Raw genomic sequence first — 18,640 nt, forward strand, 5'->3', positions numbered from 1 at the left:
GTCGCCCGTCGCCCGTCGCCCGTCGCCCGTCGCCCGTCGCCCGTCGCCCGTCGCCCGTCGCCCGTCGCCCGTCGCCCGTCGCCCGTCGCCCGTCGCCCGTCGCATGGATTGTCCCATCCTAGACCGGGAGTTGTCGCCCCACGGGCCGTTTCCGCAGATGAGGGGGGTTGGTCAGCGGCGTCCGGCGGCATGCCGTGATCGTACCCGCCGACACGCGCCGACCGGCTCCGGCACCGCTGGAGCCGGCGCGGGATGTCCTGATCCCACTGCGCGCAGCCGCGGCGGTGTGAAGAATGTGGCCCCATGAGTGAGTGGGGAATCGCATTGATCGCGGCGGGCTCGGCACTGGTCGGCAGCCTCATCACCGGGTGGTTCACCCGCACCGCGGGCGGCCGGCAGGCCGAGGCGGCACGGCACGCCGGGGACCGGCAGGCTGACGCGGTGCTGGACACCGTACGGGCGACCCTCGAAGAGCAGCGGGCGGTACGCGTACTCGACCTGCGCCGACAGACGTATGTGCGGTTCCTCGAATCCGCGGAGGTGGTCGGTCTGTCCCGGCGGACCGGCCACGATCAGCCCGGCGACGGCCCCGCCCTGCAACGGGCCTTCGTCGCGGTGCTCTTGGAGGGACCGGAGGATGTCTCCCGAGCGGCGCGGCGACTTGTCGACTGTCTGCGCGACGGTTCCTTGCCCGATGATCTCGATCACGCGCGGTCGGAGTTCATCGACGCCGCGCGCGGGACGCTGAGCCCGCCGGGCGGAGGCCGGCTCCCGGGCGTCCCCACCACCGCCCGGCCTTCCGCCCCGCCGCCCGGCGTGACCTCGTAGGACAGCCGCGTACGCCCACGACTTCCGTACGGGCAAGCGCGTACCGCTGTCACCGGCCCCCGGAGACCCGCAGCACCGTCCCCGTCGTGTACGAGGCGTCCGCCGACAGCAGCCACGCGACGGCGGCGGCGATCTCGGCGGGCTCTCCTGGCCTGCCGAGCGGGATCCCGGCGGCTGCCTTCGCCGGACGATCGGGATCCCCCATCGCGGCGTGCATCTGCGTGTTGATGACGCCCGGCGCGACCGCGTTGACCCTGATGCCGTCCCGGCCGAGCTCCTTGGACAGGCCGATGGTCAGGGCGTCGGTGGCCGCCTTGGTCGCCGCGTAGTGCACATACTCGCCGGGGGCGCCGAGGGTGGCCGCCGCCGAGGAGATATTGACGATGGCGCCGGAGCCGAGCGCCGCCATGTCCCGGGCGGCGCGCCGGCAGCACAGCAGATAGCCCAGGAGGTTCACCTCGATCACCCGTCGCAGGTCGGCGGTCCTCGTGGCGGTGAGTCTGCCGAGCGGGCCGGTCACACCGGCGTTGTTGACCAGGCCCGTCACCGGCCCGAGTTCGGCCGCGGCGGTGTCGAACAGCCGCTCCACGTCCGCCTCTTCGGAGGTGTCGACCTGTACGGTGACGCAGCGCGCCCCCGTCGCACGGACGGCCACCGCCGTCTCCTCGGCCGCCGCCTCGTCGCTGACATAGCCAAGAGCCAGATCATGCCCGTCGGCCGCCAGCCGGACGCACGTCGCGGCGCCGATACCCCGGCTGCCGCCTGTGACGACGGTGATCGGACGTGACATGAGCTGCCTCCTGCTGAGCGACGGACGTGCGGGATTCACCGGATTCACCGGATGCACCGGATTCGCCGACTGGACAGCAAGTCGTATCTCACCCTCGTCGGGCGCACGCGATCGGGGCCATGTGAACAGAGTGTTGAAAACGAATTGTTGACATCAATGTGTGTGTCGTCGATCCTGGTCGTATGCCATCGACTCCCGGTCGGCCCACCGACCCCTTCACCCCTCCGCACCCGGAACAGGCGCGCGCGCACCGCGCCCACGCGTCCCTCTTCCGCATCGCCGAGCGGCACGCGGCCACCGACGAACAGCGCCGGCGGCAGGTCCATCCCTCCGTCATCGCGCCCCACGAGGCCATCAGGCTGGTGTCGTTCCTGCTCAGCGGCGCGGCGCGGCCGGACGACGGCGAGCCGGCGGTGGACCACGCCGACATCACCGCCGCTCTGAGCCTGATCCCCCTGGCGCGCGGCGACATGGACGAGCTGGAGGCCGGACTCCTCAAGATGGCCCGGGGCCGCGAGATGACCTGGCAGGAGATCGCCTTCGGTCTCGGTCTCGGCACTCCACAGGCGGCGAGGCAGCGGTACGAACGGCTGGCCGGCCGTACCGCCACCGACACCGAGGGGGCGGAGGAGGCGCGGGAAACGCTTTAGCCACCGGGATCCGGTTCACCCCCCGTACGGCCGGACAGGTCACCGCCGTCCGCACCATCGGAGGAGTCCGGTTGTCGGCTGTTCCGGCGCCTCATACGCTCCATTTGTCGAGGACCGTCAGCGGCCGGCCGACGCCGGTCGCCGGTCGCGGTCGCGGTCGCGGATAAGGAGCCACAGCCATGAGCGTCTGGATGATCACCGGTGCCTCGCGCGGATTCGGTGCGGAGATCGCCCGTACCGCCCTGGCGTCCGGCTATGACGTCGTGGCCACCGCCCGCGATCACCGGACCGTGAAGTCCCTCTTCCCCGACGCGGGCGACGCCTTGCTCGCGCTTCCCCTGGACGTCACCGACGAGGACGCGGCGCACGCCGCCGTCGCCGCGGCGACGGAGCGGTTCGGCCGTATCGATGTGCTGGTCAACAACGCGGGCCGGGGACTGCTCGGCGCGGTCGAGGAGGTCTCGGACGCGGCGGCCAAGGCGGTGTACGAGACCAATGTGTTCGGCACGCTCAATGTGCTGCGCGCCGTGCTGCCCGGGATGCGTGAGCGCCGCTCGGGACACATCGTCAACATCAGCTCGGTCGGCGGCTTCACCGCCGCGCCGGGCTGGGGCGTCTACGCCTCCACGAAGTTCGCCGTCGAGGGCCTGTCCGAAGCGCTGGCGGCCGAGGTCGCGCCGCTCGGCATCACGGTGACCGTGGTCGAACCCGGCCGCTTCCGTACGGACTTCCTGGACGGCTCCAGCCTCCACACCGAGGAGAACGTGATCCACGACTACGCCGCCACCTCGGGCGGCACCCGGACCGGTGCGGTGGACCAGAACCACACCCAGCCCGGCGACCCGGTCAAGGCGGCCCGCGTCATCGTCGACCTCGGCGGCAGCGAACGTGCCCCGCTGCGCATCCAGCTGGGGGCGGACAGCGTCGCCCGGGTGGAGGACAAACTCCGCTTCGTCCACGACGAGTTGGAGACGTGGCGGAAGGTGGCCACGAGCACCGACCACGACGACGTCACCACCGGCTGAGCCGCCCACCGCCCCCTCGGCGGCGGTCCGCGACCTTCAGGGGCAGGTGCCCCGGCGCGCGTGGCGGTCGGGAGACAGCTGTATATGCCGTTATGTTCCTCGCGGACCCGCGCACGCACCCGTCACACCAGCCGAGGGACGCGATGAGACTCCGTGCCGTCAGAATCAGCCGATCGCCGCTTCTCCCGCTCCTTGTCCTGATCAGTACGGCGATGGCCCTGTGGCCCGCGGCCCCGAGCACCGCGCGGCCCGCGTCCTGCGCGCCCTCCGTGCCGTACGAGTCCGGGACCGACGGCTACCACACCTTCCGGATCCCGGCCGCTCTCCAGGTGCCGGACGGACCACTGCTCGCGTTCGCCGAGGGGCGGCGTGATTCGGCCGCGGACGACGGCGACATCGATCTGGTGCTCCGGCGGTCGCTGGACGGGGGGTGCACCTGGCAGCCGCTCCAAGTGGTCGCCGACGCGGGGAAGGACACGGTCGGCAACCCCGCGCCGGTGATCGATCCGCGGAGCGGGGACGTGGTGCTCGTGACCTGCCGGACGATCGGCGGCGTGACCAAGCGCCAGGTGGTGGCGGGCGCGGTCGCCGGTTCCGTCCGCCGGGTGTATGTACAGCGCAGCACGGACGACGGCCTGAGCTGGTCACCGCAGCGGGACATCACGGCGTCGGTCAAAGCCGCGGACTGGCGCTGGTACGCGGTGGGTCCGGGGCACGCGGTGGCGCTGCGCCACGGCCCCCACCGGGGACGGCTGCTGGTGCCCGCGAACCACAGCGCGGGCCCGGCGGCCCGCAGCGGCGCGCACTCCATCGTCAGCGACGACGGCGGTCTCAGCTGGCGCGTCGGCTATCTGAGCCCCGGGGCCGACGAGCCGCTGGCACTCAACGAGAGCACGCTGACGGAGCTGCCTGACGGCCGCGTCTACATCAACGCCCGTGATCACGACCGTACGACCGAGGGCTCACGGGCCGACGCCTACAGCGACGACGGCGGACTGACCCTCTCCGTACCGTTCCGGCCCCAGCCGATGATCGAAGGGCCCGTGGTAGAGGGCAGTGTGCTCCAGGTCCGCGGTCCCACCGGGGACGAGCCGCTCCTGTACTCCGGCCCCTCGGACCCCGCGGAACGACTCAGGATGCAGGTACGGGCCAGTGGCGACGGCGGGCTGTCATGGCGACCGGTGTGGACGGTGTCGCAGGACCGGGCGGGCTATTCGGACCTGGTGCAGACCGGCGGAGGGACCGTCGGTCTGCTCTACGAGACGGGACAGCGGACCTATCACGACAGCATCCGCTTCACCCGGCTCCCCTGGGTCTGGCGGCTCCTGCCGGATCTGACGGTTTCTCAGGGCGAGGTGGGCGGTTCGGCCCGGTAGGCCCGGCGGTCGACGAAGGCGGCGTCGTCGCCCGGTCCCGCCGTGCCCAGGACCGTCAGCCGTGGTGCCATGGGTCCATGGGCCACCACCTCGAACGGACCGGGCGCGAGCGGACCGGGCACGGACGGACCGGGCACGGACGGAACCGGCGCGAACGGAACGGGCCATGACCGGCGCGCCGGCCCTGGCCCCCTGTCTGCGCGCCGTGCGGGCCGTGGTCCTCGACACCGACGGGGTCATCATCGACTCCGCCGGGGTGCACGCCGCGGCCTGGAAGGGCGCGTTCGACGCGTGTCTGTCCGCCGCGGGCGTTCGCGCCCCCTTCGACCCGGTGGACGACTATCGTCGCTACGTCGACGGCAGGTCCCGCGAGGACGGGGCGGTGGCGTTCCTGAACGCGCGCGGACTCGACCTGCCCTTCGGCGAGCCCGGCGACGGACCGGGAACGGCCACCGTCCGGGCCGTCATGGCACGCAAGGAGCGGCTGTTCACGCGGCGAGTGCGTGAGCACGGCGTCAAGGTCTGGCCGGGGACGGTACGTCTGCTCCACGCGCTGACCGCCGAGCGGGTGCCGTGCGCCGCCGTCTCGGCGTCCCGGCACGCGACGGGCCTGCTGACGTCGGCCGGGGTGCTCGGTCTGCTGCGGACCGTCGTGGACGGCAACGAGGCGCACCGGCTGGGGCTGCCGGGCAAGCCCGACCCGGCGATCTTCCTGGAGGCCGCGCGCCGCCTCGGGTTTCCGGCCCGGGACACGGCCGTCGTGGAAGACGCGCTGGCCGGTGTCGAAGCCGGTCGGCGCGGTGGGTTCGGCCTGGTGATCGGCGTCGCCCGGACGGCCGGGCCCAGCAGCGCGGCCGAACTGCGCGGGCACGGCGCCGATGTGGTGGTCGCCGACCCCGGAGAGCTGCTGACCGAAGAAGAGGGCCGGGGAAGCGCGGCGGGGACGAGCGCGAAGGGAACAGGCGCGGCGGGGACGAGCGCGAAGGGAACAGGCGCGGCGGGGACGAGCACGAAGGGGACGAGCGCGGAGGGGACCGGCGCGGACAGGACGAGCGTGAACAGGAGAAGCGGGTGACCACACGCGCCTGGACCTGGACCTACGAGGGCTACGACCCCGAAGCGGAGCGGCTGCGCGAGGCGCTCTGCACGCTGGGCAACGGCTACTTCGGCACCCGCGGCGCCGCGTCGGAGACCTCCGAGGGACCGGCGCACTACCCCGGCACCTACGCGGCGGGCTGCTACAACCGGCTCATCTCCACCGTCGCGGGGCGTCAGGTGGAGAACGAGGACATGGTCAATCTGCCCAACTGGCTTCCGCTGCGCTACCGCGTACGCCCCGAAGGAACGACGCCAGGACCGTGGCTCTCACCCGACGGCCCCCACCTCCTCACCCACCGGCAGAGCCTGGACCTGCGGCACGGCACCCTGACCCGCTGGTCGGTGTACGAGGACGGCGCCGGGCGACGGTTGCGCGTCGAGCAGTGCCGGCTGGTGCACATGGGCGAGCCGCATCTCGCCGCGCAGCGCACCTCGTTCACCGCCGAGGGCTGGGCCGGGACGGTGGAGGTGGAGTCGGGTCTCGACGGCGATGTGCGCAACGCGGGAGTGGAGCGGTACCGCGATCTGGCGAACCGGCATCTGATCCATCTGCGTACCGGCGCCGAACGCGACGAGGGCGTGGTGTGGCTGCGGTGCCGCACCGTCAACTCCGACATCCGGATCGCGCTGGCCGCGCGTACCCGCGTCAGCGACCGCCGTGACCTCGCGCCCCGTGCGCGGCTCACCCCCGCACAGGCCGTCCAGACCCTCACGATCCCCGTCGGGCGCGACGAGACGGTGACCGTCGACAAGACGGTCGCGCTGTACACCTCCCGTGACCCGGCGATCAGCGGTCCCCGGTTCACCGCGGTCCAGGAGGTACGGCGGGCCGCCGACTTCCCCCGGCTGCTGGCCTCGCACCACCGGGCCTGGGAACGTATCTGGCGGGAGGCGGCACTGGACGTGCCCGGCGAGGCGGGCCGGATCCTGCGGCTGCATCTCTTCCATGTACTCCAGACCCTCTCCCCGCACACGGCGGGACTGGACGCCGGCGTACCGGCCAGAGGGCTGCACGGCGAGGCCTATCGCGGGCATGTCTTCTGGGACGAGCTGTTCGTCCTGCCGTTCTTGAACCTGCACTTTCCCGAGGTCTCACGGTCCCTGCTCGGCTACCGCTACCGGCGGCTGCCCGCGGCCATCCACGCGGCGCGCAGCGTGGGCCGGCGGGGCGCGATGTACCCCTGGCAGAGCGGGAGCGACGGGCGCGAGGAGACCCAGGAGCTGCATCTCAACCCGCGCTCCGGCCGCTGGCTGCCCGACTACTCCCGGCTCCAGCACCATGTCGGCTCGGCGGTGGCGTACAACGTGTGGCAGTACTGCCAGGCCAGCGGCGACATCGAGTTCCTGCACACCGACGGCGCGGAGACGCTGCTCCAGATCGCGCGGTTCTGGGCGAGCAGCGCGGTCTGGGACCCGGCGCTTGAGCGCTACCGCATCCGCGGTGTCGTCGGTCCCGACGAGTACCACGACGGCTACCCGGACGCCACGGTGCCGGGGCTGGACGACAACGCCTATACGAACGTCACCGCGGCGTGGGTACTGACCCGGGCCCTCGAACTCTGCCGGACCCTGCCCCTCTCGCACCGCCATCAGCTCTTCGACCGTATCCGGCTCGCGCCGGCGGAGCAGGAGGGCTGGGACGACATCGCCCACCGGCTCCATGTGCCGTACCACGCGGGGGTCATCAGCCAGTTCGCCGGATACGGGGACCTCGCCGAACTCGACTGGGAGGGCTACCGGCGGCGGTACGGCGACATCAGGCGGCTGGACCGGATCCTGGAGGCGGAGGGCGACACGGTCAACCGCTACCAGGCGTCCAAGCAGGCCGATGTGCTGATGCTCGGCTATCTCTTCTCGCCCCGGGAACTCGCCGGGCTCTTCCGGCAGCTCGGCCACCGGCTCGACGACGACTCCTGGCGGGCCACCGTCGACTACTACCTCGCCCGCACGAGCCACGGATCCACGCTCAGCTCCCTCGTCCACGCGTGGGTGCTGGCCCGGGCCCGCCGTGACGAGGCGTGGGCCTTCGCCGAGGAGGCGCTGGCCGGGGATGTGGCCGATGTGCAGGGCGGCACCACGGCGGAGGGCATCCATCTCGGCGCGATGGCGGGCACCCTGGACTTCGTACAGCGCGGGCTGACCGGGCTGGAGACCCGGGACAACGCGCTGTGGCTGGATCCGGCGCCGCTGCCCCAGCTGTCGAAGTTCGGGGTCGTCATCCGCTACCGCAGTCACTGGGACGTGGATCTCCGTATCCGCGCCGAGCGGGTACGGATCGCCGTGCCGGACGGGAGCGACGGTCCGGTGCGCGTGGTGCTCGGCGGGGCCGAGTCCGTCATCGACCCCGGCACCACGCGCCGGCTCGAACTGCCCGGCACATGAACGCGACCCGCGTCCAGGGAGGCGCGCTCGAACCGCCCGATACGCGAGTCAGCCGGGGACGAGCACCGCGGCGCCGTTCACCCGCCCGGCCGCGAGGTCGCCGAGCGCGCGGTCGGACTGGCTCAGCGGATAGCGGCTGATGGTGACGCGGATGCCGATGCGCTCGGCCAGGGCGAGGAAGTCGTAGCCGTCCTGCCGGGTGTTGGAGGTGACGCTGCGCAGATTCCGCTCCTGGAAGAGATGGCGCTGGTAGTTCAGTACGGGAATGTCGGAGAGATGGATGCCGGCGATCGAGAGCGTGCCCGACCGGTCCAGGGCCTCCAGCGCCACCGGCACCAGATCACCCACCGGCGCGAACAGGATCGCCGAGTCGAGCGGTTCCGGTGGCCGGTCCCGGTCGTGACCGGCCGACGAGGCGCCGAGTTCCATGGCGAGTTCACGCGCCCGCGCCGACCGGGTCAGGACATGGACCGTGGCGCCCTCGGCCAGCGCCACCTGCGCGGCCAGATGGGCGGAGGCGCCGAAACCGTAGATCCCCAGACGCCCGCCGCGAGGCAGCGCGCTGCGGCGCAGCGAGCGATAGCCGATGATCCCGGCGCACAGGAGCGGCGCGAGCAGCGCGGCGTCCTGGTTCTCCGGCAGTCGGTACGCGAACGCCTCCGGGACGATGGCCAGTTCGGCGAAGCCGCCGTCCGCGTCCCATCCCGTGTAGAGGGATCCGGGGCAGAGATTCTCCTGTCCCGCCCGGCAGTAGCGGCAGGTCCCGCAGGTGCCCCGCAGCCAGGCCCCGCCGGCCCGGTCACCGATGCGGAACCGCGTCACGGCCTCGCCGACGGCGGTCACCCGGCCGACGATCTCATGGCCGGGGATGGACAACGGGCGGTGCGGGGTGAGATCGCCCTCGGTCAGATGCAGATCCGTACGGCAGACACCGCACGCCTCCACCCGCAGCAGCAGTTCGCCGGGGGCGGGGACGGGCACGCGGCGACTGATACGGACCAGCGGCCGTCCGGCGCTGATCGGTCCTGGGGTCTCGACGGCCCAGCCGTCCATGGTCTCCGTGGCGGGCGCGGCGGACGCGGGAACAGCCATACCCCCCAGCCTGCGGCGCACACCGACCCGCGGCAAGCGGGCACCGTCCCGGCGGCGTCGAGGGCGGCGCGGGTCCATGCGTCGTCCCTGTCCGGCTGTCCGCCCGCGGTCGGTTCGTGCCGTACCGCCGTACCGGGTCAGTGGTCGATCGCCGCCGCGGGCGCGCTCAGCTGCCACACGCGCGCCGGGGGGACATTGCCCCAGACCGTGCGGCAGTCGACGGCATGGGCCCGCTGGAAAGAGTCGAGTACATGCACGACCCCGCTGTGCCTGGCCAGACTCCGGGAGCTGCCGAACACCGCACGCAGCCTCGTGGTGCCGCGATAGCCGAAGTACGTCAGCCGGCCGCCCGGTACGAGCGCGGTCAGATAGCGCGCGAGCAGGTCGGACACCTCGTCGGGGTGGAAGTTGGTGAAGGGCAGCCCGGACACGATCACGTCGTACCGCGCCGAGGGATCCAGCTCCTGGACCGGCGCGGCGATCAGACCGACGCGCTCTCCGAGGACCGCGAGCCGGGGGTCGGTGCGCAGGTCGGCCTTGAGTACGCGGGCGAAGCGCGGGTTGGACTCGACCAGGTCCAGGGTGTCCTCGGGACCGAGCAGGCCGGCGAGGACGCGGGAGACCGCGCCGGTGCCGGCGCCGACCTCCAGCACGGCGCGGGGCCGCCCGGTACGGTCGGCCAGCGGCGCGGCGAGCGCCCGGGCGAGTCGGTGCCCGCTGGGTGTCACGGCGCCGGTCGTACGGAATGTCCGCAGTGTCTCGGCGAAGAACAGCCCCCGGTCGGCGAGCCGCCGGGCCGGGGTACGCCGGCCCCGGGCGCCGACGGACCCGGATATGCCGGTGAGCGAGGTCTCGGGCGATGACGTGCCGGGCGGCGAGGTGTCCGAGGGTGACGTGCCGGGCGGCGAGGTGCGGACCAGCGGGGTACGGGGTGGTGGAAGAGCCATGCCGGTGACGTTAGGGAGCGGCCGAGGCTGCGGGATCGGCTGTTGTGCGACGGCGGTGTCCGACGAAAGTAGGGGGTCGTGATGTCCCTCCGGCGGGGGGCGCGGCGTATGCGCGTCCCTAGGATGACAAGGTGAGATCCGAGCCGGGACGCAGAATGCCGCTGTGGGTGGAGGCACCCTCGGCGGTGGTGCTCGCCCTGATGTCCGTACTGGAGGGCTACCGGTCGGCCGGCGACACGCTGGCGGATCCCGCGCCGTGGATGGCGGTGATCGCCTCGTTCGCGGCGCTCGGCCGCCACCGGTATCCCCGTGCGGCGGCGGGCGTGGCGCTCGTGTCGGCGACCCTGGGCGCCCTGCTGCCGCTGCTGGTGACGCTGTACCACTTCTCCTCGCGCGGCAGGCTGCGCGAGGTGTGGGTGTATCTGGGGATCGTCCTCACCGCGGGCCTGCCGTGGCTCGCCGTCGCGCTGACCCGGGGGCAGCCGCTCACCGGAGGGCGGCTGAGCAACTGGACCAACGCGAGCTTCGGCAATTCCGTGCTCATCGGGCTCGCCCTGGCGCTCGGCATGTGGCTGGGCAGCAGACGCCGGCTGCTGGCGGCGCTGACGGAGCAGGTGGAGCAGCTGCGAGTGGAGCGCGAACTCCGCGCGGAACAGGCGAGACTGGCCGAACGGTCCCGGATCGCCCGTGAGATGCACGATGTCCTCGCGCACCGGCTGAGCCTGCTGATGCTGCATGCCGGGGTGCTCCAACTGCGCGGGGAGGGCATGCCCCCAGCCACCGTGGAGCGGATCGCGCTGCTGCGGAACACGGCCGGACAGGCGCTGGACGATCTGCGCGAGGTGCTCGGGGCGATGCGCTCCGACGAGCGTCCCGCCGAAGCGGACGGGACGGCCGGTGCCGCCGGAACCCAGGGGGCGGCCGTGGCGGCCCCGGCGCTCCAGGACCTGGCCGAACTGCTCGCCGAGGCACGGGCCGCGGGCCAGTTGATCGAGTCGACGGTGGCCGGCGACGCGGGCAGTACCTCCACCGCCCACCGGCTGGCGGTGCACCGGCTCGTACGGGAGGCCCTGACCAACGCCCGCAAGCACGCGCACGCGGCGCCGGTCTCGGTACGGGTGCACTACGGGCCGCCCGCCACCACGGTCGAGGTGGTCAACGGCCCGGCCGGGGAAGAGCTTCCGGTCTCCGAGGACCCCGATGCGCGGGCGCCCGGTGGGTACGGTCTGATCGGTCTGGCGGAGCGGGTCGCGGCGCTGGGCGGCCATCTGCACACGGGTGCCACCGGGGGCGGCTGGCGGCTCGCCGCCCGGCTGCCCGTGGCCCCCTCGGACCTTGCCACGTCGGCCGGCTTCTCCACGACGACGTCATGATCAACGTCCTGGTGGTGGACGACGACGCCCTGGTGCGGCTCGGTCTTGTCGATCTGCTGACCACCGATCCGGAACTGACCGTCGTCGGCGAGGCGGCGGACGGACTGGCGGCCGTCGAGCAGGCGGGCAGGCACCGCGTCGACATCGCGCTCGTCGACATCCGGATGCCCCGGATGGACGGTATCGCCGCGACCCGCCGGCTGCGCGCGCTGCCGGCGCCACCGCGGGTGATCACCCTGACCACCTTTGACCTCGACGAGTACGTCTACGACGCGCTCGCCGCGGGCGCGGACGGCTTTCTGCTCAAGGACACGGATCCGCTGGAGATCATCCGCGCGGTCCATGTGGTGGCGGCCGGCCAGGGAATGCTGCATCCCGCCGCGGCCCGTCGGGTGATCGACCGCTTCCACCACGCCGAGCGGCCCGCGGCGCTGGCGGCGCGCGCCAGGCTCGCCCGTCTCACCCCGCGTGAGACGGACGTGCTGGCACGGCTCGCGCTGGGCAGCTCCAACGCGGAGATCGCGGCGGCGCTCGGTATGCGCGAGAGCACCGTGAAGGCGCACATCAGCCGGATTCTCATGGCCCTCGGCACCGGAAACCGCGTCCAGGCCGCCCTGCTGGCCAGGGACGCCGGGCTCGGCGCTCCCGGCTGAGCCCTGGCCGAGGGTCCCGTACGACGGCTCCTCGCGCATGTCTCCGTGTCTCCCGCTGTGACAGCCGCGACGACGGCTGCTACGACAGCCTGTCGGCGATCACCGACGCCGCTTCCGCGATCAGCCTGTCGTCGTGTTCGGCGTCCTTGTCGGGGCGGTGCGACATGATCGCCATGACGATGGGGGCGGAGTCGGGGGGCCACACCACGGCGATGTCGTTGCGGGCGCCGTGATAACTGCCCGTTCCGGTCTTGTCGCCGACCACCCAGCCCTTGGGCACCCCGGCCCTGATGAGCGCGTCCCCGGTGGTGTTGGTCCGCAGCCACCGCGTGAGCTGGGCCCGTTCGCCCTTGGGGAGGACGTCGTCGAGAACGAACGCGCGCAGATCCTCGGCCAGCGTGCGCGGCGTCGTGGTGTCCCGTGTGTCGCCCGGGACCCATTCGCTCAGGTCGGGCTCGATGCGATCCATCCGGGTGACATCGTCGCCGATGTCCCTGAGTACGGCTTGGAGGCCCTTGGGCCCGCCGAGTTCGTCGAACAGCAGATTGGCCGCGGTGTTGTCGCTGTAGCGGACGGTGGCGTCACACAGCTCCATCAGGCTCATCCCCGTCTCGACGTGCTTCTCGGTCACGGGCGAGTTGGCGACCAGATCGTCCTTGGAGTAGGTGATCACCCGGTCCATGCCGCTCAGGGAGTACTTCTTCAGCACGGCACCGGCGGCCAGCGCCTTGAACGTGGAGGCGAAGGGGAACCGCTCGCCGTCGTTGTACGCCACCTCGCGCCCGGTGCCGGTGTCGATGGCGTAGACACCCAGCCGCGCGTCGAACTCGCGCTCAAGCTCGTGGAGTTCACCGGCGAACGGCTTCGTGGCTGGAGTCGACTTCGACGTTTCGGCGGACGGGGACGCCACGGCGGAGGGTGCCGAAGTGGCCGCGGACGCGCCCTGGCCGCAGGCCACGAGCGGGACGAGGGCGAGCGAGGCCAGCGCACCGAAAGCGGCGCGCCTGGCACGGGTGTGCTTCATGATCCGAACCTCCGGGGCGCCCCGCACGCGGGGCGCATAGGGGATGGAGTGACACCGCCCCATCCCGATGCGTGGTCGTGGTCGTGAGTGCCGTGACCACCCTCGCCTCCCTTCGGTCATGCGGTCCAATACGCTCATGCGCGGTTCTATGCCGATCTGGCATAGAGTGCGGGCTGTGGATCTGGTGGGAGCGTGTCGCGCGTTTGTCAGCGTCAGCGAGCACGGCAGTTTCACCGTCGGAGCGTCCGCCGCCCGGATGTCCCAGTCGGTGGCCAGCCGTCGCGTCGCCGCGCTGGAGGAGCACTTCGGTGAGCAGCTGTTCGAGCGCACATCGCGACGGGCCGTCCTGACCCCCTTCGGCCGGGACATGCTGCCGGCGGCCAGACAGCTCGTACAGTCGGCCGAGGTGCTGCTGAACGAGGCGTCGGCCGCCAAGCGCAAACCCTGGCGGCTCGCGGTGCCCGGCATCTGCTCCACGGTCGGTCTCGCCCGTCTCGTCGCCGAGGCGCGCGGGCACGGTGTCACGCTCGATCTCCGTGTCGCGGCGCCGGCCCGGCGCAGGGAGCTGATCCATGCCCAGCAGGTACGTGCCGCCGTGCTCGCGGTGCCCGCCGACGAGGCGACGTGGTCCGTTCCGCTCGGTCTGGCCAGTGCCCAGGATCTCGGGATCAGACGTGTGTACGTCGAGACGCTGCGGATGGGACGAGGTTCCCCGGGCCCGGCCCGCCGTATCTGGATCCAGCCGGAGGACGATGTACCGCACATCCGGGACCCGCTGACGCGGCTGCGTGACGCGGTGGGACTGCGGCCCGCCCAGCTCGTCGCCGCGGCCGATCTGACGACCGCCGCGGCGGAAGTACTCTCCAGCCACGACCTGTTGCTGTGCTCACCGGCGCAGGCCGAGGAACTCGGCCTGAACTGGCGGCCCATCGGGGAGATCACGCTCGGCCGGGGGTTCGCCCTCGCCGCCGCGGCGGACGGCAATCCACAGCACATCGAAGCGCGCCTGGGCGACGCCCTCGCCCGTCTCCTCGGCGCGGGGACCCGGGCGGGCACCTCGGGAGGGGCGGCGGCATGAACACGGAGGCACTGCTCGGCGACATGCGCCGGCAGCTGAGCGACGGCGGTCTGCACGGCTGTCTGCTCGTACGGGATCTGCACACGGGAGAGGAACTGGGGATCGACCCGGACACCCAGCTGCCCTCCGCTTCCCTGGTCAAGGTCCCGCTCGCGCTGGCGACGGCGGAGCGCGTCCGGCGGGGCGAACTCGACGGGGCGACGATGCTCGACGTGCTGCCCGGGCGGATCACCACGCCGGGCCCCACCGGGCTGAGCCGATTCCGCCACCCCAGCCGGATCGCCATCGACGACCTGCTCTATCTGAGTACGTGTGTGAGCGACGGAACGGCCGCCGACGCGCTGTTCGACCTCACCCCGCCAGGACAGGTCGCCGGCATCCTCCACGAACTCGGCCTCCGCGGCATCACCGTCCGGCACGGCATGCTCGAACTGTCCGACACCCCCGTGGAACGCTTCGACGCCGCCCAGGCCCATCTCGCGCACGCCCTGGCCATCGACGCCGGCACCGGCGGACGTGGACACCGGGTGCCGCAGCTCGACACCACACGCGCCAACACCGGCAGCGCACGCGCGTACGTCGAACTGCTCCAGGCCCTGTGGACCCCCTCGGCGATCCACCCCGAGGTGGCCGAGCGGGTGCGCGGTCTGATGCGGAACAACGTGCTACGGCACCGGCTCACCCCGGATTTCAGCTCCGACGCCACCACCTGGTCCTCCAAGACCGGCACCCTGCTCAATCTCCGCCACGAGATCGGTGTCGTCGAACACGCCGACGGCCAGGTCTTCGCCATCGCCGTCCTCACCGAGTCACTGGTCCCGGCCGTCACCCAACCCGGCGCCGACGCCCTGATGGCGCAGGTCGCACGCGGTCTGCGCGATCACCTCAGGCAGTTTTAGGTCCGGTCGGCAGCGGAGGCGCGGCACAGCGCGAGCACGGCGATGTCGTCCTGCTGATGTCCGGCGGCGAACGTACGGGAATCCGCGTGGAGCGAGCGCGCGAGCCGGCCCGGAGGCTGCCCCGCCTCCTCGGCGAGACACCTCCTCAGCGGGAAGAACGTGCCGTCGGGTGCGCGCGTCTCGGTCAGCCCGTCGGTGCAGAGAAGCAGTGTGGTGCCGGAGGGGAAGTCGAACCGGCCCACGGTGCGCGCCGCCGGTGCCAGCGCGCCGAGACCGAGGGGGAGATCGGCCTCTTCGAGGAGTACGGAGACGGTCGCGCCCGGTCCGAGGAGATATGGGCGGGGGTGTCCGCAGCTGATGGCCTGCACCGTCGTCGAGTCGTCGATACACAGGACGAGCGCGGTGACGAACCGTTCGGGCTCGTCGGCCTCGGCGGCGATGGCGTTGTGCCGTACGACGGCCTCCTCCAGAACGTCCACGAGCCCGGCGAGCGTCGTCTCGCGGTGGGCCGCCTCGCGGAACGCGCCGATCACGGCGAAGGCCGTGCCTATGGCGGGCAGCCCCTTGCCCTGGACGTCACCGATCAGTACGCGGGTGCCGTAGGGCGAGACCGCCAGGTCGTAGATGTCGCCACCGACGAGTTTGTCCTCCTGGAGCGGCTCGTAGACACCGTCCATCAGCACCTGGTCGGTCAGCAGGGGAAGCGGTCTGAGGATGCTCCGCTGCATGGCGGTGGCGGTCGACCGCAGCCGCAGCATCTCGTTCTCGTGCCGGATCCGGTACCGGCAGCCCAGCACGCTCACGCCGCCGAAGACCGCGGTGAGCGTCAGCGCCACGATGTCGTCGCCCCGGCTCTGCTCGGGGTGGTACAGCAGGGACAGCGCCACCGCGGCGGCGGACCAGCACGCGGTGAACACCGTCTGCCGGACGCTGCAGAAGGCGGCGGCGAACGCGGGGAGGAAGACGAGCAGGCTGATCAGGCGCGGTCCGGTGCCGGTCAGCAGGCCGAGCACCAGGATCAGCGCGGTCAGCCCCACCACCCAGAGCAGGAGGGCGCCGTTCGACGGCCGACGTGCCCGGTGGCTGTCCGGATCCGCCGGCTCGTCGGCCCTGGTGGCCACACCGCGCTCCCTTCGCCGTCGGACTCTCCCCCTACCTTCGGTCCGGGCCCTCCGGCCCGCGAGCGGCGAGAAGCACACGTGTGATCACGGCGTGGGCGATCACTCCACGTCCATCGCGGCGGGGCGGTCGTACGGGGATACGGCCATCGCGATACGACCGCCCCGCCGGGCCCGCGGTCGCGTCCGGCCGCGGGCCCGGCGGACGCGGCTACCGCAGATCGATCTGGAACACCCTGTCCGCGCCGGCCGGCTCACCACCGTTGGCGTCGGCGTTGGTCGTCGCCAGCCACAGGGCGTTCTGGCCGGGGAGCTTCTCCACCGTCCGCAGTCGGCCGTACTGACTGGCGTAGTACGCGACCGGCGTGCCCGTGTCCGTACCGGTGACCGGCACGCGCCACAGTCGCTCGCCGCGCAGCGCCGCCAGGTAGAGCGCGCCGTCGGCGAACGCGAGCGCGCTGGGGGAGGCCTCGCTCGTGGTCCACTGCCGGGCGGGGTTGGTCATGCCCGCGGTGGTGCAACTGCCCTCGCAGACCGGCCAGCCGTAGTTCTTGCCGGACTCGATCAGATTGAGCTCGTCGAACCGGGTGTTGCCGAACTCGGCCTCCCACAGCCTGCCTTGCGCGTCCCAGGCGAGCCCCTGGGGATTGCGGTGGCCGAGGGAGTAGACGAGCGTGCCGAAGGGGTTGCCCGGCGCCGGCCTGCCGTCCGGCGTCATCCGCAGGATCTTGCCGCTGAGGGAGCTCGCGTTCTGCGCGAGGTTCGCGTTCTGCGCGTCGCCGGTGGTGGCGTAGAGATAGCCGTCGGGGCCGAACTTGACGCGCCCGCCGTTGTGATAGCGATTCTTCGCGATTCCGCTGACCAGCACGGTGTAGCCGCCGAGCGAGGTGCCGTCGTAGGTCATCCGGACGATGCGGTTGTCACTGGACGACGTGTGCATCAGATAGATGGAGTGGTCGGTGTTCCAGTTCGGCGAGACCGCGATGCCGAGGAGCCCGCCCTCGCCGCCGGTGGTCACGACATTGGGCACGGTGCCGACCTGCGTCCTGGTGCCGGACTGCGTGAGCTTGAAGATCTTGAACGAGTCCCGCTCGGTGACGAGCGCCGCACCGTCGGGCAGCCAGCTGAGTCCCCAGGGGACGGTCCAGCCGGACGAGACCGTCCGGATGGCGGACGGGACGGAGGCGACGCCACTGTCGGTCCCTGCCGTGGCGTTTCCTGTGCCGGCGGTGGCGAGCAGGCCGGCGGTCAGCGCGGTCGCGGCGGCGACGGCGGTCAGCGCGGTGGGCAGGAGCCTGCGCGCGGTGTGGGGGTGGCGTGCCATGGAACGGCCCTCCTGGGGGAGTCGGTATGGCTGGAACGTCGCGCGGGCCGGTGGATGTCCGGCCGCGAATGACGAGCACCTGACAAGAACATCGGGCTCCTGAGGGAACGTAGGAGGTGCGTCATGGCCGGTCAAGGGCGGCGGGCGCGCGTTCCAACACCCGTTCGGATTGGGGCGGTTGGGGCGGGTGCATACGGTCGCATCACCCGTCCGGCCCACACCCGCTACCCGAACAGGTGGTTTGGCTTGTGCGTCCGCCTTTCGCGGCTGCCGCGTCAGGCAGTCTCCTCCCGTGCCGGACAGCCCGGCCCGAATCGTGTCAGGAGAATTCATGTCGGCATACAAGCTGAACTGGGTCGCCGCGGCCGCCGCTCTCGCTGGAACGATGCTTGTCGCGTCGATGACGCCGACCGCGTCCGCGCAGCCCGAGGCGGACAGGACGGACAGGGGGGAGAGGGCGGTCACCGTCCAGCAGCTCAGCCTGCGCCTGGCCGCCGACCCCGGTCAGGTGGCCAATGTGAAGGGCGGTGGCAGTGCGAACGGAACGCCGGTCATCCAGTGGCCCTGGTCCGGCACCTCGAACGAGCGCTGGGAGGCCACGGCCAAGGGTGGCGGTTACTACCAGTTCGCCTCCCGGGAAAGCGGAAAGTGCCTGAACGTCAAGGGCGGTGGGAACGCCAACGGCACCGCGGTCATCCAGTGGACCTGCGGCGACGACGCCAACGCGCAGTGGAAGTTCGTCCGGAAGGGCATCGGCTACCAACTGGTCGTCAAGTCCAGCCAGAAGTGCCTCAACGTCAAGGGCGGCCTCGGCCAGGGCAACGCCCTGATCCAGTACACCTGTACCGGCGTCGACAACGACATCTGGCTGCCTGTCTGGGAACACTGACGGCCACCCCGCGCCGTTTCGGTCCGGCCCGCTGACGAGCGGCGGGACACACGTCGCGGCTGACCCCGGGATCGGCTCGCGCGAGGGCCGCCGA

General features: G+C 72.0%; 18 protein-coding genes. 11 read left to right on the forward strand and 7 right to left on the reverse strand.

The window, feature by feature from the left end; all coding sequences use genetic code 11:
• Positions 1 to 303 precede the first annotated feature (303 nt).
• A complete protein-coding gene (locus tag ABTZ59_RS28190) occupies positions 304 to 828 on the forward strand; it encodes a hypothetical protein (RefSeq protein ID WP_351419208.1) in 525 nt (174 codons plus the stop codon).
• 49 nt (positions 829 to 877) lie between these two features.
• On the opposite strand, the gene ABTZ59_RS28195 is transcribed toward ABTZ59_RS28190, so the two are convergent.
• Positions 878 to 1,618, reverse strand: coding sequence for an SDR family NAD(P)-dependent oxidoreductase (locus ABTZ59_RS28195; RefSeq protein ID WP_351419210.1), 741 nt, complete (start codon positions 1,616 to 1,618; stop codon positions 878 to 880).
• 182 nt (positions 1,619 to 1,800) lie between these two features.
• Here ABTZ59_RS28195 and ABTZ59_RS28200 point away from each other — a divergent pair, with 182 nt between their 5' ends.
• From ABTZ59_RS28200 to ABTZ59_RS28210, 3 genes are all read left to right on the forward strand, one after another.
• Positions 1,801 to 2,268: a DNA-binding protein gene (locus tag ABTZ59_RS28200; protein ID WP_351419213.1), complete on the forward strand. Its 468-nt coding sequence runs from the start codon at positions 1,801 to 1,803 to the stop codon at positions 2,266 to 2,268.
• 179 nt (positions 2,269 to 2,447) lie between these two features.
• Positions 2,448 to 3,293 carry an oxidoreductase gene (locus tag ABTZ59_RS28205; protein ID WP_351419215.1) on the forward strand — a complete coding sequence of 282 codons (846 nt, stop codon included), beginning with the start codon at positions 2,448 to 2,450 and terminating at the stop codon, positions 3,291 to 3,293.
• A gap of 212 nt (positions 3,294 to 3,505) precedes the next feature.
• The gene (locus ABTZ59_RS28210; RefSeq protein WP_351419220.1) at positions 3,506 to 4,669 is read left to right on the forward strand and encodes a sialidase family protein; all 1,164 of its coding nucleotides are present in this window, start codon (positions 3,506 to 3,508) and stop codon (positions 4,667 to 4,669) included.
• Here ABTZ59_RS28210 and ABTZ59_RS28215 read toward each other — a convergent pair.
• Entirely contained in the window at positions 4,639 to 4,806 is a 168-nt protein-coding gene (locus ABTZ59_RS28215) for a hypothetical protein (protein WP_351419223.1), read from the reverse strand. The genes ABTZ59_RS28210 and ABTZ59_RS28215 overlap by 31 nt on opposite strands.
• Positions 4,807 to 4,835: 29 nt before the next feature.
• Here ABTZ59_RS28215 and ABTZ59_RS28220 point away from each other — a divergent pair, with 29 nt between their 5' ends.
• Complete coding sequence (locus ABTZ59_RS28220; RefSeq protein WP_351419227.1) at positions 4,836 to 5,744, forward strand: HAD family hydrolase; 909 nt, start codon at positions 4,836 to 4,838, stop codon at positions 5,742 to 5,744.
• Positions 5,741 to 8,149: a glycoside hydrolase family 65 protein gene (locus tag ABTZ59_RS28225; protein ID WP_351419230.1), complete on the forward strand. Its 2,409-nt coding sequence runs from the start codon at positions 5,741 to 5,743 to the stop codon at positions 8,147 to 8,149. The genes ABTZ59_RS28220 and ABTZ59_RS28225 overlap by 4 nt, the downstream gene beginning before the upstream one ends.
• 48 nt (positions 8,150 to 8,197) lie before the next feature.
• Here the strand turns inward: ABTZ59_RS28225 and ABTZ59_RS28230 are convergent, their stop codons facing one another.
• Together ABTZ59_RS28230 and ABTZ59_RS28235 are read right to left on the reverse strand one after the other, a co-directional pair.
• Positions 8,198 to 9,202, reverse strand: coding sequence for a zinc-binding alcohol dehydrogenase family protein (locus tag ABTZ59_RS28230; RefSeq protein ID WP_351419365.1), 1,005 nt, complete (start codon positions 9,200 to 9,202; stop codon positions 8,198 to 8,200).
• Between the two features lie 176 nt (positions 9,203 to 9,378).
• The gene (locus ABTZ59_RS28235; RefSeq protein ID WP_351419234.1) at positions 9,379 to 10,188 is read right to left on the reverse strand and encodes a class I SAM-dependent methyltransferase; all 810 of its coding nucleotides are present in this window, start codon (positions 10,186 to 10,188) and stop codon (positions 9,379 to 9,381) included.
• 131 nt (positions 10,189 to 10,319) lie between these two features.
• Between ABTZ59_RS28235 and ABTZ59_RS28240 the strand changes: the two genes are divergently transcribed.
• Both ABTZ59_RS28240 and ABTZ59_RS28245 read left to right on the forward strand, forming a co-directional pair.
• Positions 10,320 to 11,561, forward strand: coding sequence for a sensor histidine kinase (locus tag ABTZ59_RS28240; RefSeq protein ID WP_351419237.1), 1,242 nt, complete (start codon positions 10,320 to 10,322; stop codon positions 11,559 to 11,561).
• The gene (locus ABTZ59_RS28245) at positions 11,558 to 12,214 is read left to right on the forward strand and encodes a response regulator (protein WP_351419241.1); all 657 of its coding nucleotides are present in this window, start codon (positions 11,558 to 11,560) and stop codon (positions 12,212 to 12,214) included. The genes ABTZ59_RS28240 and ABTZ59_RS28245 overlap by 4 nt, the downstream gene beginning before the upstream one ends.
• A 79-nt stretch (positions 12,215 to 12,293) precedes the next feature.
• Here the strand turns inward: ABTZ59_RS28245 and bla are convergent, their stop codons facing one another.
• Entirely contained in the window at positions 12,294 to 13,238 is a 945-nt protein-coding gene (gene bla, locus ABTZ59_RS28250) for a class A beta-lactamase (protein WP_351419244.1), read from the reverse strand.
• 175 nt (positions 13,239 to 13,413) lie between these two features.
• On the opposite strand from bla, the gene ABTZ59_RS28255 reads away from it, so the two are divergent.
• Positions 13,414 to 14,316 (forward strand): LysR family transcriptional regulator, encoded by a 903-nt coding sequence (locus ABTZ59_RS28255; protein WP_351419247.1) that lies wholly within the window; start codon positions 13,414 to 13,416, stop codon positions 14,314 to 14,316.
• Positions 14,313 to 15,215 (forward strand): serine hydrolase, encoded by a 903-nt coding sequence (locus ABTZ59_RS28260; protein WP_351419250.1) that lies wholly within the window; start codon positions 14,313 to 14,315, stop codon positions 15,213 to 15,215. Before ABTZ59_RS28255 ends, ABTZ59_RS28260 begins: the two co-directional genes overlap by 4 nt.
• Here ABTZ59_RS28260 and ABTZ59_RS28265 read toward each other — a convergent pair.
• Together ABTZ59_RS28265 and ABTZ59_RS28270 are read right to left on the reverse strand one after the other, a co-directional pair.
• Complete coding sequence (locus ABTZ59_RS28265) at positions 15,212 to 16,336, reverse strand: PP2C family protein-serine/threonine phosphatase (RefSeq protein WP_351419252.1); 1,125 nt, start codon at positions 16,334 to 16,336, stop codon at positions 15,212 to 15,214. The genes ABTZ59_RS28260 and ABTZ59_RS28265 overlap by 4 nt on opposite strands.
• Positions 16,337 to 16,544: 208 nt before the next feature.
• Entirely contained in the window at positions 16,545 to 17,657 is a 1,113-nt protein-coding gene (locus tag ABTZ59_RS28270; protein ID WP_351419254.1) for a PQQ-dependent sugar dehydrogenase, read from the reverse strand.
• A gap of 331 nt (positions 17,658 to 17,988) precedes the next feature.
• Here ABTZ59_RS28270 and ABTZ59_RS28275 point away from each other — a divergent pair, with 331 nt between their 5' ends.
• Entirely contained in the window at positions 17,989 to 18,546 is a 558-nt protein-coding gene (locus ABTZ59_RS28275) for an RICIN domain-containing protein (RefSeq protein ID WP_351419258.1), read from the forward strand.
• Positions 18,547 to 18,640: the final 94 nt, after the last annotated feature.

It is taken from the genome of Streptomyces sp. NPDC094034, from assembly GCF_040303865.1.
GTDB lineage: Bacteria > Actinomycetota > Actinomycetes > Streptomycetales > Streptomycetaceae > Streptomyces.

Coding starts and splice junctions, on each gene's coding strand:
- ABTZ59_RS28195 (WP_351419210.1), bottom strand. CDS start 1,618: ATGTCACGTCCGATCACCGTCGTCACAGGCGGCAGCCGGGGTATCGGC.
- ABTZ59_RS28205 (WP_351419215.1), top strand. CDS start 2,448: ATGAGCGTCTGGATGATCACCGGTGCCTCGCGCGGATTCGGTGCGGAG.
- ABTZ59_RS28210 (WP_351419220.1), top strand. CDS start 3,506: ATGGCCCTGTGGCCCGCGGCCCCGAGCACCGCGCGGCCCGCGTCCTGC.
- bla (WP_351419244.1), bottom strand. CDS start 13,238: ATGAAGCACACCCGTGCCAGGCGCGCCGCTTTCGGTGCGCTGGCCTCG.
- ABTZ59_RS28190 (WP_351419208.1), top strand. CDS start 304: ATGAGTGAGTGGGGAATCGCATTGATCGCGGCGGGCTCGGCACTGGTC.
- ABTZ59_RS28260 (WP_351419250.1), top strand. CDS start 14,313: ATGAACACGGAGGCACTGCTCGGCGACATGCGCCGGCAGCTGAGCGAC.
- ABTZ59_RS28275 (WP_351419258.1), top strand. CDS start 17,989: ATGTCGGCATACAAGCTGAACTGGGTCGCCGCGGCCGCCGCTCTCGCT.
- ABTZ59_RS28200 (WP_351419213.1), top strand. CDS start 1,801: ATGCCATCGACTCCCGGTCGGCCCACCGACCCCTTCACCCCTCCGCAC.
- ABTZ59_RS28270 (WP_351419254.1), bottom strand. CDS start 17,657: ATGGCACGCCACCCCCACACCGCGCGCAGGCTCCTGCCCACCGCGCTG.
- ABTZ59_RS28245 (WP_351419241.1), top strand. CDS start 11,558: ATGATCAACGTCCTGGTGGTGGACGACGACGCCCTGGTGCGGCTCGGT.
- ABTZ59_RS28230 (WP_351419365.1), bottom strand. CDS start 9,202: ATGGACGGCTGGGCCGTCGAGACCCCAGGACCGATCAGCGCCGGACGG.
- ABTZ59_RS28235 (WP_351419234.1), bottom strand. CDS start 10,188: ATGGCTCTTCCACCACCCCGTACCCCGCTGGTCCGCACCTCGCCGCCC.
- ABTZ59_RS28220 (WP_351419227.1), top strand. CDS start 4,836: ATGACCGGCGCGCCGGCCCTGGCCCCCTGTCTGCGCGCCGTGCGGGCC.